We start from the raw sequence: 18,589 nt of genomic DNA, 5'->3' as shown, positions 1-18,589 counted from the left end.
CACGCGCCGGAGAGGCTTTGGACTAGCCGGGTCACGGCCTCAGCACTCGTCGCGAATCCTCAGCTGTCCCCCACGGAGGAGGAATGACCTCAGTATCGAAATCATCGGCAGGAACCAGTGTTTCGTCGAAGCTTTGCTGAATCGCGATCTGCGCGTTCTCGGGCAGGGTGTGCATGATGTGCCGGACGAGTTCCTGCCGGCGGGCGACGGCCTGCCGGAACGGCATCCCCGGCGTCGCCTTCATCTGCGGGACGATGCCCTCGACGTCGTCGACACCACCGGCGTGGTGACCGGCGTCGACCATCGCCTGCTCCTGCGCCATGGTGGCCTCGTCCTTCTCCTCGGACATGCCGATCGGACCGATCATGGTGCCGTTGAGGAACTGCTTGACCACCGGCTCCTCACTGGTGAGCAGCACCTCCCGCGGACCGAACATCACCAGATGACGGCGGAACAGCATGCCGATGTTGTCCGGCACCGTGCGCGCGAGATTGATGTTGTGCGAGACGATCAGGATCGTCGCGTCGATCTCGGCGTTGATGTCGATCAACGTCTGGGAGATGTAGGTGGTACGCACCGGGTCCAGGCCGGAGTCCGGCTCGTCGACGAGGATGATCTGCGGGTCCAGCACCAGGGCGCGGGCCAGGCCCGCACGCTTGCGCATACCACCGGAGATCTCACCGGGCAGCTTGTCCTCGGCCCCGAGCAGGCCGACGAGCTCCATCTTCTCCATGACGATCTTGCGGATCTCGGACTCGGACTTCTTGGTGTGCTCGCGCAGCGGGAACGCCACGTTGTCGAACAGGTTCATCGAGCCGAACAGGGCGCCGTCCTGGAACAGCACACCGAACAGCTTGCGGATCTCGTAGAGCTCCTTGCTGGAGCACTCGAGAATGTTGGTGCCGTCGATCACGATCGAGCCCTGCTCCGGGCGGAGCAAACCGATCAGCGACTTCAGAAACACCGACTTACCCGTACCCGACGGCCCGAGCAACGCACTGACCTCACCGGCGGGAAGGGTCAACGTGACGTCCTGCCAGATCCTCTGCGAGCCGAACGACTTGGTCAGTCCCTCGACGGATACCTCGACTCCCACCATTACCTCCGCGTCTTTTCAGACATCCCCGAGCACCAACGCGGACACGTCGACCGGATGGACGCGGCCACAGCACTGTCGCATGTCCTTACAGGGCTACTTACTGAACCAGCGATGACGGCGTCTTTCATCGGACTACCTTCCTCGGCTTCTGATTACGGTCGCACCGGCGCCCTTAGGTCACCGGTTAAACACCCGGGCCTTCGGACCCGGTCCACTTTGCGGGCACGCTCGGGCGCCTACATATGCGTCGGAGGTCGGCGATACGCCACGATTAGATTGATCTCCCTCGTGAAATAGTCGCCGCCCCATGCTCGAATCGAAATCGCATATGAGCCACGGACGCACAAACATAATTTAGAATAGATTCGACAATGTGTCAACGCTCACATCCGATGGGGCAATGTGGCCGCGAACCCGGGGCCATCGAACCGCGCGAACACGGCAGAAGGATTCTCACTACGGCCCGCCATGTAGCCCTCGGAAAGCTGCGGGAAGCGGACAGAAGGGAGCGGCTACGGCCGCCTCAGACAGTGCTTCCTTGTTCGCGATCTCGTATGGCGTCTCGTCTGCCGCATCCTCGTTCTGATGTAGCGGCGAATCATGCTGCTCTGCTCCTTGGGGCCGATGCCGATCGAGGCGCAGTTCCCGGCACTGCGGACCTTCGCCCTCGGCGGGCACCTCAAGCCGCCGAAAACCGCTCGAAGTCTCTCGTTTTTCCGGTGCCTGCGCAGCCTGTGTCCGACGGACGTTCGGCCTGTCGATCGTGCACAACTACACACTTGTCCTCGCCCAAGCCGTTACGCGGCGAACAGGTGCCGCACCCCATGTAGTCGGGTGTAGGTAGCGCGCAACGTACTCGCGACTCCCGCCCGAGTGCAGCGTGCTTGCCGCCGCGTTCGGCCCGCTGCCGGCCCAGATGCAGCTGCAGATTGCAGATTCAGCAGCTCGAACTCGTCGAGACAGACCACCTCGGCGACCAAGAACTCGGCGAGCTTGGTCAGGCGCCAGGTCGATACGGCAGATCGTGCTTGGTGGAGATGGACTTGGCGATCTTCGGAACCGGCATGACCTGCATGGGCAGTAGGGTATCTGGCTGCGCTGCCAGGTCATACCGACCGGGGACCGCGACAGATTGTCTGCACCAGTCGATTGCCCCTCGTTATCGTCGAGCGAGTGCACTCGTACTCTGTCACCCGACCAAATTGACCGGTGCCGTGCCCGTTACACCGCAACTGGGCGGCGTGCCGACCCGAACAGGCACAGGTTCCCGGGTAGGGCACTAGCGGAGTTGCGGGGGGTGTCGTCGATCGGCCCGAATCGTTCGGGAGCAGAAGCGTCGAATGCGACCGACTCATCCACATCCCGTGTTCGCGATGATGGATCGTGATCGCGTTTGGTCGATCTGGCCACACAGGCGGCAGGCTTCTCCGCCAGCTTGGTCTCGGTCACCGGGCCGCGGGTTCCGATTCAGTTCATCTCGGATCTGTCTCGTGTTCGTTGTCCGAGACCGTCGACCAGAATCTCAACGCTAGGCTTCTCCCTCTTGTTGCCTTCCCTACCCCAGGGACAGTAGGGCGCGGTTTTGGGTTCGCTCGCGGCCGCACTATTCTCCTTCGCGCTCATACACAACCGCTCGGGTTGCGATGGAATCGGAAGATCGATGCCGAGGCTGCTGACCCTTGGCATACATCAACTCGGCGGTGCTCTTCTGATCACGCGGCTGCTAGGGACTCGGCTGGCACATCACGTCATCCACCGCCGAAGCGGCCGATCGGGGTGCCTGGCTGACCAGTGCTCCCTTGCGGATGCTCTGCCCCTCAAGGCACTAGGACGCGAACAGACTCTGCAACACACGCAGGCTTGTCCTCACCCTTGATCTCGATGGTGTACTTCACGACCACCCGCGAGCCCTGCCTGGTGTGCTCGAACGACGCAATCTCGCCGCCTACCCGGATCGATGCCCCCACCCTCACTGGCTGTGGGAAGCGCAACTTGTTCAGTCCATAGTTGATGACAACTTTCACGCCATCGACGCGCATCAGGTCGGCACTGAGCCTCGGTAACAGCGAAAGCGTGAGGTAGCCGTGCGCGATCGGGCCACCGAACGGACCCTGCGCCGCCCGCTCGGGGTCGACATGGATCCACTGGTGATCATCGGTGGCGTCGGCGAACGCATTCACGCGGTCCTGCGTGATCTCAAGCCAGTCGCTGTGGCCGAGGTGATCGCCGACGGCGGCCTCGACCTCGTCTATTTTCTGGAATAGGCGCATTGACTCTCCTTGTGTCTGCCTGGTTATGGAGCGGTTATGGCAGCTAGTTCAACTATGGTCGGGCAGCGACGAGCCGGGATGGCCCGCAGTTGACCGCCCGAACACTACTGTCCGCCTCATGGAAAGACCCGTCAGACGCTACCGCGAGCACAAAGCGAATACCCGACGCTGATCAGCTGAAAAGCATCTCGTTATTTAATAGTGAATAGAAAGATAGGCGGTCTCCGACTCGACGTCAAGGACGAGTACCTAAGCTGCAGATTGTCCACCGGGGGTCCGGCCCGGCAGGCGGCGTGCGCGTCTTACCCTCAGTCGGCACGCTTTTGTGGCAGCCTGAACTGCCCGGCGCTCGCGCGGCTACCGGGGTCAACCACGCCACGACCTGCATCGATCTGGATCGGCGGGTTGCGGCCAGGGGTGTCGAATCGACTTAGACCGCGGGCTTCACCAGCCCACCGTTTGCAGGGTAGCTCGCGAGACGAGGTTTGAGACGATGCATTAGCGTCGCGTCCTGCGAGTGACACCAGCCCGATGTGGCGATTGCGTCTTGCCGGAACCGTAGGGGATCTGTTCGTCGACAATTGGACTACACTCGGGTGGCATTGGAACTGTCCGCTGATGATATGTCACGTCGCGGTGAAACACGGCAAGTGAAGGCCGCCGACGCATACGACGGCGGCCTGGCGCCCTCTCGGGCAACGGAATCGCGGTGTCCTCACTGATGGTCCGCGCTGGGTGGGGAGACTTCAACAATATGGTTGCCCTTGAAGGTGGACACCGAATTTCATGCAGAAATTGACAACGTAGACGACACGATCGGCGAGCAGCAGTCACCTCCAATTCCTCGCCGCCGACAGCTTGACAGCAATAGGAATATCTATCGTAATGGGCGCAACCCCGGAATTTCATTACTGCTGAGACGTATTCACCGCGACCGCATGGACCTCGCAGCACCCCGTTTGATATGACTTGTACACACACGCGATGGTGATCATGCCCGTCGCACGGGCAGATTGGGCTGGTACGGGACAGTGCAGAGAATTGTGATCGTCGGAGCGGGCCTGGCAGGTCTGCGCACCGCCGAGGAACTCCGGCGGGCCGGATACGAGGGTGACCTGGTTCTTCTGGGCGGTGAACCGCATCTTCCCTACGACCGTCCGCCGCTGTCGAAGGAAGTGATGCGCGGGGAGAAGAGCGACACCACGCTCAAACCACGTGAGTTCTTCGACGAGAAGAACATCCAGCTGCGTCTGGGTGTCGAGGCGGTCGCGGTGGACACCGGATCCCGCATCCTGAGACTCGCCGACGGCAGCGAACTCGGCTACGACGAACTGGTGATCGCCACCGGCCTCGTGCCGCGGCGGATACCGGGTCTCCCGGACCTCGCGGGCGTCCACGTTCTCCGTTCCATCGACGAGAGCCTGGCGTTGCGCGCGGACCTCGCCGAGGGCAAGCGCGCACTGATCGTCGGGGCGGGGTTCATCGGCTGCGAGCTGGCGGCGAGCATGCGGGCCGGTGGTCTCGACGTGGTGCTGGTGGAGCCGCAGCCGACGCCGCTCGCGTCCGTGCTCGGCGAGAAGGTCGGCGGACTCGTCGCCCGGCTGCACACCGGCGAGGGAGTCGACCTGCGGGCCGGTGTCGGGCTCACGTCGCTGGTGGGCACCGACCGGGTCACCGGAGCCGTCCTCGGCGACGGAACCGAAGTGGAGGTCGACGTCGTGGCGATCGGTGTCGGTTCGGTGCCGGTCACCGCGTGGCTCGACGGCTCCGGCGTCGAACTGGACAACGGTGTGGTGTGCGACGGCGTCGGACGCACGGCGGTCCCGCACGTGTGGGCGGTCGGCGACGTGGCCGCGTGGCAGCTGCGGGTGGGCGGTCGCAAACGCGTCGAGCACTGGAGCAATGCCGGTGAGCAGGCCAAGATCCTCGCCGGGGCGTTGACCGAGACCGGCGACGAGAACGCCGCCGCTCAGGTGCCGTACTTCTGGAGCGACCAGTACGACATCAAGATCCAGGCCCTGGGCACGGTGGCGGCCACCGACGAGGTGCACGTGATCAAGGACGACGGCCGCAAGTTCCTCGCCTACTACGAGCGGGACGGCATCCTGGCCGGTGTCGTCGGCGGTGGAATGGCGGGGGGCGTCATGAAGATGCGGGGCAAGATCGCGGCGGGAACTCCGATCGGCGAGGCCCTCGAGGCCGCGTCAGGGACCTGCTGATCGGGGTTCTCCCCACCTTCGAGGGCGGCAGCGCACGGGTATAAGTAAGTGTTTGGAAATGGTCACGATTCGCGGGACGATTGCCATGGTCGGAGTCCGGTGTCGGTGCGAGTCGTCGTGTCATGAGCCCGATCATGGCCCACTTGATGAACGGGCTCCGAGTGTGCGGGCAGGCGCACATAGTCGTGGTCGAGGCGGCGACAGCGCACCAGCCACGACAGCGTCCGTTCGATCACCCAACGGTGCGGTAGGACCACAAGGTTCCGCCGTCTCGATACGCGTGGGCGCCGTAGTAATTGAGGTCGACGTAGCGCCACTCTTTCTCCTCGAAGAAGCCCGGATGCTTGATCCGTGCCGCCAGCGCTGACATCCACCGGACGCATTCGCTCAACATTTGCCCCGTCGGCTTCGTCGCCTGGGTCTTCGCGTAGACCCAGTGGTGCAGCCACTGCTCGAGTTCGGCGGTCACTTCGGCCGGCACTTTGTCGTGGCCGTAGTGAACGGAAGTGAGGAAGGGCTGTCGATGAAAGAATGACCCTTCCGCGCGGCGCTTCGGAAACTTCGAAAAGTCCACGCCGATGGCGAATCCGCTGGTTCCGCCGCCGTTGCCGCGCCACTGGCTGAGCACACCCGGTTCCGTCGAGAACGAGGTCGTGTAGCAGTGGATGTGGTGTTCGTAGTCTCGGGCGGCGATCTGGTCGATGCAATCACAGAGAGCTCGAAAGAACTTCGCTTTGTCCGCGGGGTTGGCGATCTCATGCCGGTCGTTCGGCCCGTAGTTGATTGCCTCCAACTGCTCGGCGTAGGCCACGATGGCTTGCTTGAGGAACTGCAGCCCGTGGATGAGTTCCTGATCGTCGTTGAGGTACTCGATTGCAGTTGCCCGAAACACGGCCTGGAATTCGGATCCCGAAACCGTGAACCCGTCGGAGGACGTGATCGTGGCATCCCCGGCAGCCGCGTTGTCCGGCTGGGTTTCACATTGCCGAGGATTCCGAGGAGTCCCGCGGCGGTCGTGTAGTGCCACAAGGTGTCAGGCAGTTTGGTGGGGTTAGTCTCCGGTGCCACGGCTCTCATCACCGCGTCAGGTTCACGACGCAGGTGTCGAGGGCTTGGACGATCTCGTCACCGGGGGAGATCTTCAGCGGGGCGGCGCTGGCCTTGGGCCAGGTGGTGGTGTTACGGGCGCCACCGGTCGAGGCATAGACCGCGCCGTTCGCGATCACCCAGACGTCGGAGCGGTTCTTCATCTTGCCGGTCGTGTCGACGGTGGTGCCGCCCAGGAAGGTGTACGGACCGGAGTCGATCACTGTGCCGTTGATGAGCGAAAGGCCCGACGCGGAGAACCCTGACTCGACGAGGGCCACGAGCGTTTCGTTCGCCGGGGCGCAGCGCGGGTCAGAAGCCGGAACCGCGGGTCGCGGCGCCGGGGCCGGCGTCGTGGTCGGTGCGGCCGCGGCCGGTGGAGTGGTCGATGAGGGTGCCGCCGACGTCGTTGTAGGCCGTGGCGTGGTGGCGTGTGTCGTTGTGGCGGTCGTTGTCGCCGCCGCGGCCGCCGGCTTGTCGTCCTTCTTGTCCCCACCACCGAAGACCGCGCCGAGAATTCCCATGACTACCAGCACCGCCGCCAGAATGAGCAGGACCTTCCCCACGCCGCCCTTCCGTGGAGTGGGTGTCTGGGACGGCTTCGGCTGGGTCTGCTCGGTCCACTGCCTCCCGTCCCAGTAGCGCAGCAGGTTCGCGTCTGCCGGGTCCTGGTGCCATCCGGGCGGGGGTGTCGGAGCGGTCACTTTGGGAGTTCTCCTCGATCTGTGCTGTGACCCGCCGAACTGTCAGGCGCCGGTGGGCACGTCCGCTTGCCCTTGAGATTCGGAAACGGTTGCGGATTCTCCGTGGATTGTTACACCTTCACTGCCGCGCTACGTCCGGTGACGTCCTTCTACACGCAGTGTGTATATCGTACGAATGACATCAGGCGACAGTGCCTTTTGCCAACGGACACGTCAGACTCCTTGTAGGCGGTCAGTTCGCTCCGGTTGGGCGGACACGGTTTCTCCGGATCAGTGGACACGAGAATTCCGGGTCGGCGGCCGCGAAACAGCTGATTGACACGCTGGCGTAAATACCGGACGGGGTTCCTTCGCCCGAGTTGGCTTGGTTTGCCGCGCAAACCAACCGACCGAAGGAACCCCATGACCAAGTGTGCCTGGGAAGTGATGGAGATCTTGGAGCCTACGAACTGACTCAGTGTGCGCATTCGGCGGCGCAGCTGGTCGGGTGTGACGAGACGGTGGCCCGGTATGTCGAGCTCCGCGACGCCGGCCGCGACCCGGCCGAGCGTGCGCGTCGCGCACGCTCGATCGACCCGTTCCTCGGGAAGATCGAGGAGCTGGTGGAGGCCTCACAGGGCCGGATCCGGGCGGACGTGGTGCACGACAAGCTCACCGCGATGGGCTTCGATGGCACCGACCGCACCACCCGCCGCGCGGTCGCCGAGCTCAAGGCGACCTACCGGGCCGGGCACCGCCGGAAGTATCGGCCCTGGATCCCGGAGCCGGGGATGTGGCTGCAGTTCGATTGGGGCGAGGGCCCGCGGGTCGGTGGCCGGCGTACCCAACTGTTCTGCGCATGGTTGTCGTGGTCGAGGTTTCGGGTGGTGGTGCCGGCGTGGGACCAGCAGCTCCCGACGTTGATCGCCTGCCTGGACACCACGCTGCGCCGGATCGGTGGGGCACCGACGTATCTGCTGACCGACAATCCCCGAACCGTCACGATGGACCGGATCGCCGGCGTCCCCGTCCGCCACCCCGACATCGTCTCCGCAGGAAAGCATTACGGCTGCGTCGTGCACACGTGTGAACCGTTCGACCCGGAATCGAAGGGCGGCGCCGAGCACACGGTCAAGATCGCGAAGGCCGATCTGGTGCCGACCGAGGCGAACCTGCTCGAGGAATACCCGAGTTTCGCCGAGCTCGTCGACGCATGTGAGCGGTGGTGCGAGAAGGTCAACGCCCGCCCGCACCGCGCCGTCGGGGCCGCCCCGGCCGAGCGGTTGGCCACCGAACTCGGCCGGCTGCACGTGCTGCCCGAGGATCCGCATCTGCTTGCCCTCGGTGAGGAGCGCCTCGTCGGCTTCGATCAGACCGTCAGCTGGGGCAACGTGCGGTACTCGACCCCGGACGGGCACCAAGGGACGAAGGTGTGGTGCCGGGTCACCGGCGACGAATTGGTGATCGTCGCCCGCACCGGAGGCGGTGTCGCGGAGATCGCCCGCCACCGACTGTCCACCCCGGGGAACCCGAGGATCGTCGCCGCGCATTACCCGCATCACCCCGACGACGGATCGGTGCTGCGCCTGCCCAAACCCCGCCCGCGCACCGCGGCCGAGATCGACTTCCTCGCCCTCGGCGAGGGTGCACACCGCTGGCTGACCGAGGCCGTCGCCGGAGGGGTCGTCCGGATCCGCCACAAGATGGCCAGGGCAGTCGAATTCGCCCATGTCCTCGGCGCCGGACGGGTCGATCAGGCATTGGCCGTGGCCGCGGTGGCGGGCCGGTTCGGCGACGGGGATCTCGCCTCGATCCTTGACCACCTTGCCGCCGCCGTCCAGCCCGGACCTGTAATGGTGGTCGACGAAACCCACTCCACGCAACCCGGCACCGCCGGATGGGGCCGGGTGGGCGCATGAACAGCAATTCGGCACCGCCCCTCCCGGACGAGCTGGCCAAGATCTGCACCCGCATGAGGCTGCCGTATCTGCGCAAGGCCGCCCCCGACGTGCTCGCGACCGCCCGGGCCCAACGCTGGGACCCGGCCGAGGTGGTGCGGGTGCTGCTGCAGGAGGAAGTCGTCGGCCGGGACGCCGCCACCCGGCGGATGCGCCGCAAGAACGCGAAATTCCCGACCGGCAAGACGTTCTCGTCGTGGCGCCCGGAGGAGTCCTCGATTCCCGAGGCCACCCAGAACGCGCTCACCACGCTCGAATGGGTGCACCGCCGGGAGAACCTGGCCGTGTCCGGAGCATCCGGGACGGGGAAGAGTCATTTCGTCGAAGCGCTCGCGCACGCGGCGATCGAGGCCGACCTGCGGGTGCTGTGGTTCACCCTCGAAACCCTCACCCAAACGGTGAACAAGGCGAAGGCCGACGGATCCGTCGCCCGGACGGTGGCGAAAGTCTGCTCCTGCGATCTCGTGGTGGTCGATGACATCGGCATGCTGCCCGCCGGGCAGGACGCCGCCGAGGCGTTCTACCGCATCGTCGACGCCGCATACGAGCGCCGCTCGGTCGCCGTGACGTCGAACATTCACCCCTCGGGATTCGACACGATCATGCCGAAGACCCTGGCCACCGCTACTGTCGATCGGCTCCTGCACCACGCCCACGTCATCGTGACCAAGGGCGATTCACACCGCCTCGCCGACGCCCTCGCCGGCAAGGGCGTGCACCCACTCGACTAACGACGCGGACCAACGGCACCGGCCGCCACCGGTCTTCAACGACCGCACATCCGGAATTTTGACGTCCACAGATCCGGAGATCTCATGTCCGCCCGCCTGGACTTCCTCGTGTCCGTTGACACCTTTCGGCCGAGGGCGCACACCACCCGTCGACGATCCACTGCGGCGGGCCTGGTGGAAGTCGAATGGTGAGCTACCTACGACGCGGAGGCACGATCGACGCTCCGACACCCACACACCGCGCGGCAGACGAATCGACCGAGTCCCTGGAATCGGCGCCGTTTACGATCGGTGAGGGCGGGGGAACGCCAGCACGCGAACAATGAGGGGGAACGCATGTCTGCAAGTGCGGTTCACACACAGGCGGAGAAGGCTGGCGCCACCCCATACAGGCGGGCGCTGCTGTCGGTGTACGACACCGTCGTGCTGCGGTGGAGCAACACCCTCGTGTGGCGCTACCCCCGCGAACGCCTGCTCGCGCACTACAACTCCCACCTCGGTGGCCGGCACCTCGACATCGGCCCGGGAACCGGCTGGTACCTCCAGCACGCCACCTACCCGACCCCGAACCCGGTGGTGGAGTTGCTCGACCTCAACCCGAACACTCTGCAGATGACCACCGCGCGCCTAGCCGACCGTGGCATCACCGCGGCCGCGCACACCGGCAGCATCCTCGCCCCACTACCCGCGGACATCGGGGTATTCGACTCCGTGGCCGCGAACTTCGTCCTGCACTGTGTGCCCGGTACCTGGGCGGAGAAGGCCCGCGCGTTCGGGCACATCGCCCAGGTCATGGCCGACGACGGGGTGTTCTTCGGCTCGACCATCCTCGACACCGGTGCGCACCACACTCCACTCAGCCGCGCCTTGAACCGCCTCTACAACGGGCCGATCAAGCTGTTCCACAACCGCGGCGACGACCTCGACGGTCTGCACACGGCCCTGGCCGCGCCGTTCGAGGAGGTCGAGATCACCGTCGTCGGCTCTGTCGCGGTCTTCGCCGCCCGCCGGCCGCGGCGCCTGGGCAGCTGATGCGGCGCGGGAGCGCTGGCCGAACACGTTAGGCCGGCGCGACCACACACCCCGCTGCGCCTGATCCGCCGATGCCGCCTGCCAACCGAGAGGAACCCCAGTGCCGACCCCCGAACCCGATGACCAGAAGATCGTCAGTCTGAACGCGGTGCGGCAGAAGAGAACCGACGACCTGCTCTCCGGATCCATACCGCTAACGTCGCTGCTGTATCGCCGACGCGACCGGATCGCCGCCAACCTACTCGTCACCGACGTCCTCACCACGTACATGCGCGGATCCGGGATCGGGCCGGCCGGGGTGATGGTCATGCTCGGCATCGCCGACGACGCCCGGGTCCGCGACCTGACCGCCGAGCAGCGCGGGCAGATCACCGACGCGATCGCCGCGACGAGCGGGCGGTAACCCACCCTAGGGGGACGTGTCATCTCCACAGTTCAGATGGCATTTCTTGCGAGGTCAGGACTCGACCGGAACCAACCGCTCGAGGCGGGCATGGAAGGGGAAACGACCGGGAACGTCGTCACGCACCGACTCGATCACCGCGTCCTCGCCGTCGATGCTCACAATGACGAACTCCGAGGTGGCATCGGTATGCACCTTGACGCGGTCACCCACATTCAGACCCGCGCGGGTTCCCGGATTCTCGGTCATAAGACATGACTAACCCGTCCGGTTTCGGTGTGCAAGCCTCCGATATTTGCCAGTTCGATTCGATCTTGCTCCGACTGCCACATCGGGGTGCCAAGCGCTGTGCCGATAGCCGATCCCTAACCGGAGCAGCCACAATCTGTTTCCAGTACCAGGCGCGGAGATCGTGGGATTCTACTGTTCATGTGGACTGCGGATAGCTTTCAACGCGACGTATCGACAGGCACATGGGTGGACGAAAGCCTGAAGCGATTCGCCGTAGACCATCGTGCCGGCCTCGTCGGTCAGGTGGTGCCGCCGGAATTCGATGCATACGCACGGATATTTCATCCTGCCCATCGGCGCACAGGCACCTCCGCTGGGCAACGCGAGCCCATCACCTGGCACGCCGTCGCAGCGGCGAACGAGCGTGTCGCGCATCCACTGATGGAATGGGAGTTCCTACTCCCTACACCCGCGGCCAGAAAAGGTCAGCCAGGCCTATGGGACGAAGCTCCGAGTACCGGTGAGCTCACCGGTCCGACAGCTGAAGCTCTCATCGGTGTGCTTGCGAACTTCACGACCACACCCGAGCAGTGCTGGTACGCCATATGGGAAGGAAACACTCTGCTCGATGACGTCCGCGAGAACGCCGGACTACTGCAAGCGGGCAATATGGGGATGTTTCTACTCACCGACTCAATCACCGCGGCTGGAAGCCGATTCCGCAATCTTCTATCGCCGAACCTCTGGTGGCCCGACGACCGCGCCTGGTGCGTGGCAACCGACGTCGACCTCATGGCCAGCTACGTTGGCGTATCCACAGAGTGTGTCCACGCGATCACCAATTGTTCCGAGCTGGAAGCACTCGAGGTGTCCGCCACAATGAGCGTCCAGTGGGACAGCGACACCATCAATCCGCGGCCGGATGAACGTTCCTGACCGCAATCTCAGGGCCACGAACATCGGCCGGTCCGAACGCTTCCACCGCAAGCCGATCCGCTACAGACGAGTTATTGTGGGCAGAGTTCACCTATCGGAGCGACATGTCCTCGGTGTGGGGATTTGCCCACACCGGCCGTTGTTCACGTAGCCGAGGGAGCAAAGGGTGCTTGCCCTCGGAAGGCCACTGCACGAACTCATACCCGGCCAATTCGTTCTGCACTATGTCCGCGACCCACACCGTTGCCTCATTCACCGGGGCGTCCATCACCAGCCCGTGGCCGATGCCGAAACCTCCAACATCACCTACATATTCTTCTGGACGGTGCCAACCAGCAATGACGTAGTACTCGTCGTTGACGATCAACTCCCAGAGCAGCCCGTCCAACGTCACTGCACGGCCGTAACGCAGGCACTGCAGATCACGTGCGACAGCCCCGAATGCGGCTACCCAGGCCTCAGGCGCGTCAGTCTTGGGAGCCTGCTCAAACAACGGGAATCGCCATACCAACGCATCTTCGTTCAACCAATCCCGCAGAGGCACGGAGTCCACTCTTACTCCCATTGTCAGTGACTGATCGACTAGCGGTCGAGCTAATTGTGCGTACTTGCGCCTGCCTCAGAAGTACTTTCTGCGACCGGAACCGCCTCCCAGGGAGATGATTCCGGCCCGGAGGACCTCCGAGGGAGGGAGTTCCAAGTACGTCGTGACAGGCTCCAGCCCAATCGCCGGCCAGGCCGTGACGAGGGGCAATTCGGTTGTGTCCGGCAGTGGTGAGACCTCAAAGAAGTACTCGTGCCGATACGTGTTCTCTTGCTGGTGAAACCCCTCAGTGCTGCGACGGGGAACGGGCTGAAGGACAGAATCTTCGAGAGCCCGCAGCTGCAGTCGTTCGCCCACCCATTCACCACGACGACGTTCGCCGGTCACTGGGTCGATTTCAGCCGGCGCCTGAAACTGGCGCCTCATTGCCTCGGCGTGGGTACCAGAAGCTACCGCGACGACCGCCAAGTCCAGGCCCGATGAATAGGCAACGATCGAACGCAGCCCCACCACAATTCCCACAGACCGGGCGAGCACTCGCGGGCCGTGGGCAAGCGCACCCATCTCCATCGCGTCGGGCGGCATGATCCGTTGCGGCCAGGTCATCATCTGAGCCTGACACATGCGGTAGGTGCCGAACGGTCGAATACCGGCACATGCTCCCGCACCGATTCTCGGCGGCCGAAGCCCTCCGCTGTGATTGACCGCGAATGCCCGCTCGCAAGCGGAACCCTCACCGGCACATTCCGATTGTCGTCCCATGACCGGAAATCGCTGACCTGCGAAGTCCCGTAGAGGTGGTCCGGTGAAGAATCCCGAACTGGGGCGTCAAACGGTGCAGACATGTGCTCCCAACCCGGTAAGTATCGGAATCTGCGAGAAACTCGCGGACTGCACGCGTAACTCATGGAATCCATCAGTTTCGAGCCAAATCGAGGGCAAAGCTACTTGGCGCTACATACCGCCGCGACCAGCTGAAATCGGAGGATTCCGCATGCAACGGCCCAATCGAACCTGTGCGCACTCCGGTACCGGCCCAGTCCTTCCGTTAGGGGACGTGTCATCACTACAGGTCAAAACCCCATTCTGCCGGGTCGGTCGCCGGTCGGACTGATTCGCCGTCACCCCGCGGGCCGTGTATCGGCGGCCCGTACCCTTGCCCCATGTCCGCTGATCCAGGCAGCATCCACGCCGACGGCCACCAGGCGCTGCCGAACCTGGCCGCACAGGACGCTTCGGCGGATCCCCACATCATCACAGCGGCGGCGCGCACCGGAACGGACATCGAGCTGCGGATTCACACGTCCGTCGCACCGTTCGACGTTACGGCCGAGGAGTGGTTTCCCGCGGCGACCGGGTTCGCCGTCACGGTCATCGTGCACACCGTCGACGCGCAGACGGGCGTGCCGCGGTATCTGCCGCCGGCGGATACCGCCGAGTGGGCGCGGGCGATCTTCTCGGCCGTTGACTCCGCGCACGGATACTTCCTCGGCGCCGTCGACCCAGGCACCGGCGTCCATCGACGCGGGCAGCTCGCATACCGCCTCTACGTCGACACCGACCGCCGGGCGATTCCCGTGCCTCGGCAGGTGGTCACCTGCCCGCACTACCTGCTATCGGCCATCGACGGCAGAGCCGAGATCACCATTCCCACGACGGCCTGACCCGACAGGCTGGCCGGTTGCCGGACCACGGTCTGCGGGCGCTACTTCCTTGGGTGTCCGATCTGCACGCCCTCCGAAGGGTGCGACCTTGAAGTCACGTCGCTGTTGCCTGCTCATGTGGTTCCTCCATCCGTCTCGATCCGATCCCCTGCCAGAGACAGCTGGTCGCCGATGTCCAGAGGCCGCGGAAGCTGCCGGATACCAGCACGAACTCGACTGTGCGATCGAGGCGCTGAAGAAGATGAAGGAACGCGGCATCCGGGTGCTGCCCGGCGGCGACTACGGCTTCGCGTGGACCCCGCACGGCACCTACGCCCGCGACCTGCAGCACTTCGTCGAACTGCTCGAGTTCTCCCCGAAGGACACCCTGCTCGCCGCCACCGCCCTCGGCGGGCAGATCATGCGGATGCCCGACGACCTCGGTCAGGTCAAGGCCGGGTTCTACGCGGACATGATCCTGATCGACGGTGACCCCCTCGAGGACATCACCCTCCTGCAGGACCAGTCCAAGATCGTCGGCATCATGAAGAACGGTGTCTTCCACAAGGATCCGGGCTCCGGACAGTCCGCGCGCCCGGCCGAGCTCAGCGAAACCCACCGCGGAACCCCCATCCCCGCATAGGAATTCGCTGACCGTCACCGGCCGGTGAGGGTGGGGAGTGTGGCCCACCCACCCCGCCGGCCGGCCACGGACAACCACATCCGCCGATCCCCCTTTTGCCTTGCGGCGGACCGTCACCGTGGCCCAAGGAGAATCACCGTGCCGTCGACTCTGCTCTCGTGGCAGCAGGCCAAGCTCATCGCCGTCACCGAATTCTGGGACTGGCAACTCCACGCCCGATGCCGCTCCACCGGTTCGGCCACCTTCTTCGCCCCCGACGACGAACCCGCCGGATCACGGATCCGCCGAGAGAACGCGGCCAAGAAGATCTGCGGCGACTGCCCGGTGCGGCCACACTGCCTCGCCCATGCCCTGAACACCCCCGAACCGCACGGGGTATGGGGCGGAATGACCGAACGCGAACGCGCCGGAACGAAGAACCCCACCACCGCCCGGTCCACACCGCTCGCTTCCTGAATCCCCCACGCGGTCGGCGCACCTGCGCCGCCAGCGACCGCACCCACGTCGACACCCACTGCCCACGGACCGCTCCGGCAACGCTGCCTCACGCACATCCTGCCGATGCCTGCCGTGCCGAATTTCAGCGAAGGACTATTTCGATGTGCAACCTCATCCATGAGGCTCACCAACATTCGCTCTCCCGCCGCGGACTGCTCACCGGTGTCATGGCACTCGGGACCGCGACCGCGTTGGCCGGTTGCTCCGCCGCCGACACCACCACCTCCGCGGCGAGCACCGGAAGCTTTGCTTACCTCGACAACGCACGCGCGCACCGCACCCGCCTGGCCCTGCTCGGCACCGCCGGTGGCCCGATGACCTGGATCGCCCCCCACAACAGCGGCGACCAGACCCGCCACGGCATCGCCACCGCCGTCGTCGTCGACGGCGCGATCTACCTGGTCGACTGCGGAATGGGCGTCGCACACCAACTCCGGCGGGCCAACCTCGGCAAGGAGGGCGACTTCCACGGCTACGAAGGCCTGCGCAGCGTCTTCCTCACGCACCTGCACTCCGACCACACCATGGACTACTTCAACATCGTGCTCTCCGGCTGGTACCAGGGACTTCCCGGGTCGGCGCCGGTCGAGGTCTACGGGCCCGGTGACCGGGGTGCGCTGCCCCCGATCTCCGGCACCACCGACGTCCCGGTGGTCAACCCCGAGAACCCGACACCGGGCACGGTGGACATGACCAACTACCTCACCCAGGCATTCGCCACCGACATCAACGACCGGCTCCGTGACTCCGGTAAACCCGGTCTCGACAAGCTCATTCGCACCCACGACATCCCGATTCCCTCCGCCGTCGCGGCCCGAGCCAATGACAACCAGTTCCCGGTGATGGACCCGTTCCTGGTCATGGAGGACGACCGCGTCAAGGTGACCGCCACCCTGGTCGATCACGGCGCCGTCTACCCGGCCTTCGCGTTCCGCTTCGACACCGCCGACGGATCCATCGTCTTCTCCGGCGACACCGCGCCCAACCCCAACCTGATCACCCTGGCCACCGGTGCCGACATCCTCGTCCACGAGGTGATCGACGCCGACTGGGTCAAAGCCCTCTACGGCGAACCGCCGTACAGCCCGGAAGAAGAGGGGTTCATCGAACACCTCCTGCACTCGCACACCACGATCGAGCAGGTCGGCCCGGTCGCCGAGGAGGCGGGGGTGAAAACACTGGTCCTCTCGCATCTCGCGCCGGGAAACAACCCGACCGAACGGTGGCAGGCCGCGGCCGCCGGCTTCTCCGGCGACCTGATCGTCGGCGAGGACCTGATGGAGATCGGCGTCGGAGAACGCACCAGTTGATCGATACCGTGCTCCTGCTCGGGGCGGCGGTCGCCGCAACGGTGATGATCGGCGCCGTCCTGCAGCGGCTCAGCGGTACCGGTCTCGCGCTCGTGTCCGCCCCGCTGCTCACGCTGCTCCTCGGCCCCGCAGCGGGGGTGCTGCTGGTCAACATCTGCAGCATCTGTTCGGCCGCGCTGATCTTCGGTGTCGTGCGCCGCGACGTGGACTGGCGCCGATACCGGATGCTGACCGCGGCGGCGATCCTCGGCGTCCTACCCGGCGCCGTGCTGGTCGCTGCGGTCCCGGCGTCGTGGCTTGCCCTCGTCGTCGGGGTCAGGTTCGCCGGGTCGATCAGGGGCGCGAGAGGCAAAATTGCTTAGCAAAAAGAACTAGCACTCACCTGACGTGAGTGCTAAATTTTAGTGGGTCTACGTCACAAGCTGAAGACCCTCGACCGAGTCGCGACCATCGACTCGCCGAAGCGGCCACGACAACACTGACTACGTTCTCGGACCGAACAGTCAGTCCCGAAGACGCTTCCAGCCCTGTGCAGCCGACATGTGTCCGGCGACCCGAATCGTCAACCGTTAGAAGGAGGATCATGACCGCCGCCATCCCCCGCAGGCCGCTTGCCGACCACAGCATGTGCTCCTCCGTCGACGGCAACGAGAAACGTAAGCAGCGTGGTTCGCGGTTGCCCGCCGTGTCGATCACCTTGGCGGCGCTGTCCGTTGCGTCGTTCTGGGTGGTCGGACTCGGCTTCCTTCTGGGAGTGGGCGCGGTGGTCTGCGGTGCCGTCGCTACGTCGCGGTCCACGGTCGCGGACGACGAGGCGGCATCTTTGCGTGCCCTACTGGGCGTCGTTGCCGGCGTCGCGGGGATCACCGTCTCCGCGATCGCTCTGTTCCCCATGCTGGCCCAGCTTTGAACCGCGGACGTGGCCGCTGCATTTCCGGTCGCTACCCGGACTGACCCGCACCACCCGCTTCATCGAAGGGATGCGCGATCACACCTGTAACCCGGGCAACGTGTCCCAGTGCAGCCACCGCGCATGCCCGCTGTCGTCGACCGTCGCGTCTGTAAACGCCTGACGCATCCACGTCGCGTGGCCCCGGCCGAGTATGTCGGGAGGGTTCCACCCGCCGCGACCCACGCCTCGAGTTTCGGAATGTCGAGCCCGCCCGCCTGGTTGCATCCTCCGCTGGTGTCGGACGCCGCCACCACGCGGAAGCCCTCCTCCGTGGCTGTGCCGCATCGCATCGAGTGCGACGAGCACGACCCCGCGGATGGTGGCGCCGGCGCGGCCATGAGGAACTCCGAT

The 18,589-nt window shown here is 65.0% G+C and carries 19 protein-coding genes; 12 read left to right on the top strand and 7 right to left on the bottom strand.

Annotated elements, in window-relative coordinates:
- Positions 1-31: 31 nt before the first annotated feature.
- On the bottom strand, positions 32-1,099 hold the full coding sequence (locus tag QM693_RS00760; RefSeq protein WP_283351047.1) for an ABC transporter ATP-binding protein: 1,068 nt from the start codon (positions 1,097-1,099) through the stop codon (positions 32-34).
- Positions 1,100-2,916: 1,817 nt separating this feature from the next.
- Positions 2,917-3,369, bottom strand: a complete 453-nt coding sequence (locus QM693_RS00755) for a MaoC family dehydratase (RefSeq protein WP_283351046.1) — start codon at positions 3,367-3,369, stop codon at positions 2,917-2,919.
- Between the two features lie 1,031 nt (positions 3,370-4,400).
- Between QM693_RS00755 and QM693_RS00750 the strand changes: the two genes are divergently transcribed.
- A complete protein-coding gene (locus QM693_RS00750) occupies positions 4,401-5,588 on the top strand; it encodes an NAD(P)/FAD-dependent oxidoreductase (RefSeq protein WP_283351045.1) in 1,188 nt (395 codons plus the stop codon).
- Positions 5,589-5,820: 232 nt separating this feature from the next.
- On the opposite strand, the gene QM693_RS37705 is transcribed toward QM693_RS00750, so the two are convergent.
- Complete coding sequence (locus QM693_RS37705; protein WP_502942572.1) at positions 5,821-6,615, bottom strand: DUF2971 domain-containing protein; 795 nt, start codon at positions 6,613-6,615, stop codon at positions 5,821-5,823.
- A gap of 49 nt (positions 6,616-6,664) precedes the next feature.
- Positions 6,665-7,378: a DUF2510 domain-containing protein gene (locus QM693_RS00735; RefSeq protein WP_283351044.1), complete on the bottom strand. Its 714-nt coding sequence runs from the start codon at positions 7,376-7,378 to the stop codon at positions 6,665-6,667.
- 500 nt (positions 7,379-7,878) lie between these two features.
- Between QM693_RS00735 and istA the strand changes: the two genes are divergently transcribed.
- From istA to QM693_RS00715, 4 genes are all read left to right on the top strand, one after another.
- Positions 7,879-9,276 (top strand): IS21 family transposase, encoded by a 1,398-nt coding sequence (gene istA, locus QM693_RS00730; RefSeq protein WP_283351043.1) that lies wholly within the window; start codon positions 7,879-7,881, stop codon positions 9,274-9,276.
- Positions 9,273-10,046 carry an IS21-like element helper ATPase IstB gene (gene istB / locus QM693_RS00725; RefSeq protein ID WP_029537648.1) on the top strand — a complete coding sequence of 258 codons (774 nt, stop codon included), beginning with the start codon at positions 9,273-9,275 and terminating at the stop codon, positions 10,044-10,046. The genes istA and istB overlap by 4 nt, the downstream gene beginning before the upstream one ends.
- A gap of 336 nt (positions 10,047-10,382) precedes the next feature.
- Positions 10,383-11,078 carry a class I SAM-dependent methyltransferase gene (locus QM693_RS00720; RefSeq protein WP_283351042.1) on the top strand — a complete coding sequence of 232 codons (696 nt, stop codon included), beginning with the start codon at positions 10,383-10,385 and terminating at the stop codon, positions 11,076-11,078.
- Positions 11,079-11,178: 100 nt separating this feature from the next.
- Entirely contained in the window at positions 11,179-11,481 is a 303-nt protein-coding gene (locus QM693_RS00715; RefSeq protein ID WP_283351041.1) for a hypothetical protein, read from the top strand.
- Positions 11,482-11,535: 54 nt separating this feature from the next.
- On the opposite strand, the gene QM693_RS00710 is transcribed toward QM693_RS00715, so the two are convergent.
- The gene (locus tag QM693_RS00710; protein WP_061040485.1) at positions 11,536-11,730 is read right to left on the bottom strand and encodes a hypothetical protein; all 195 of its coding nucleotides are present in this window, start codon (positions 11,728-11,730) and stop codon (positions 11,536-11,538) included.
- 180 nt (positions 11,731-11,910) lie between these two features.
- Here QM693_RS00710 and QM693_RS00705 point away from each other — a divergent pair, with 180 nt between their 5' ends.
- Positions 11,911-12,648, top strand: coding sequence for a hypothetical protein (locus QM693_RS00705; RefSeq protein WP_283351040.1), 738 nt, complete (start codon positions 11,911-11,913; stop codon positions 12,646-12,648).
- 91 nt (positions 12,649-12,739) lie between these two features.
- On the opposite strand, the gene QM693_RS00700 is transcribed toward QM693_RS00705, so the two are convergent.
- Together QM693_RS00700 and QM693_RS00695 are read right to left on the bottom strand one after the other, a co-directional pair.
- Positions 12,740-13,192 (bottom strand): hypothetical protein, encoded by a 453-nt coding sequence (locus tag QM693_RS00700; protein WP_283351039.1) that lies wholly within the window; start codon positions 13,190-13,192, stop codon positions 12,740-12,742.
- Between the two features lie 75 nt (positions 13,193-13,267).
- Complete coding sequence (locus QM693_RS00695) at positions 13,268-13,798, bottom strand: hypothetical protein (RefSeq protein ID WP_283351038.1); 531 nt, start codon at positions 13,796-13,798, stop codon at positions 13,268-13,270.
- Between the two features lie 557 nt (positions 13,799-14,355).
- Here QM693_RS00695 and QM693_RS00690 point away from each other — a divergent pair.
- From QM693_RS00690 to QM693_RS00665, 6 genes are all read left to right on the top strand, one after another.
- The gene (locus QM693_RS00690) at positions 14,356-14,856 is read left to right on the top strand and encodes an N-formylglutamate amidohydrolase (RefSeq protein WP_283351037.1); all 501 of its coding nucleotides are present in this window, start codon (positions 14,356-14,358) and stop codon (positions 14,854-14,856) included.
- Positions 14,857-14,971: 115 nt separating this feature from the next.
- Entirely contained in the window at positions 14,972-15,478 is a 507-nt protein-coding gene (locus tag QM693_RS00685) for an amidohydrolase family protein (RefSeq protein WP_283351461.1), read from the top strand.
- A 138-nt stretch (positions 15,479-15,616) separates the two neighbouring features.
- A complete protein-coding gene (locus tag QM693_RS00680; RefSeq protein WP_283351036.1) occupies positions 15,617-15,934 on the top strand; it encodes a WhiB family transcriptional regulator in 318 nt (105 codons plus the stop codon).
- Between the two features lie 143 nt (positions 15,935-16,077).
- Positions 16,078-17,286 carry an MBL fold metallo-hydrolase gene (locus tag QM693_RS00675; RefSeq protein WP_283351035.1) on the top strand — a complete coding sequence of 403 codons (1,209 nt, stop codon included), beginning with the start codon at positions 16,078-16,080 and terminating at the stop codon, positions 17,284-17,286.
- Positions 17,283-17,648, top strand: coding sequence for a TSUP family transporter (locus QM693_RS00670; RefSeq protein WP_283351034.1), 366 nt, complete (start codon positions 17,283-17,285; stop codon positions 17,646-17,648). Before QM693_RS00675 ends, QM693_RS00670 begins: the two co-directional genes overlap by 4 nt.
- A 221-nt stretch (positions 17,649-17,869) precedes the next feature.
- On the top strand, positions 17,870-18,196 hold the full coding sequence (locus tag QM693_RS00665; RefSeq protein ID WP_280779528.1) for a hypothetical protein: 327 nt from the start codon (positions 17,870-17,872) through the stop codon (positions 18,194-18,196).
- Positions 18,197-18,589 lie beyond the last annotated feature (393 nt).

The organism is Rhodococcus sp. IEGM 1305 (genome assembly GCF_030058635.1).
In the GTDB taxonomy this organism is placed as follows: domain Bacteria; phylum Actinomycetota; class Actinomycetes; order Mycobacteriales; family Mycobacteriaceae; genus Rhodococcus_F; species Rhodococcus_F opacus_D.
Note: the sequence above shows the minus strand (reverse complement) of the source record. Positions and strands in the feature narration are given on the sequence as shown.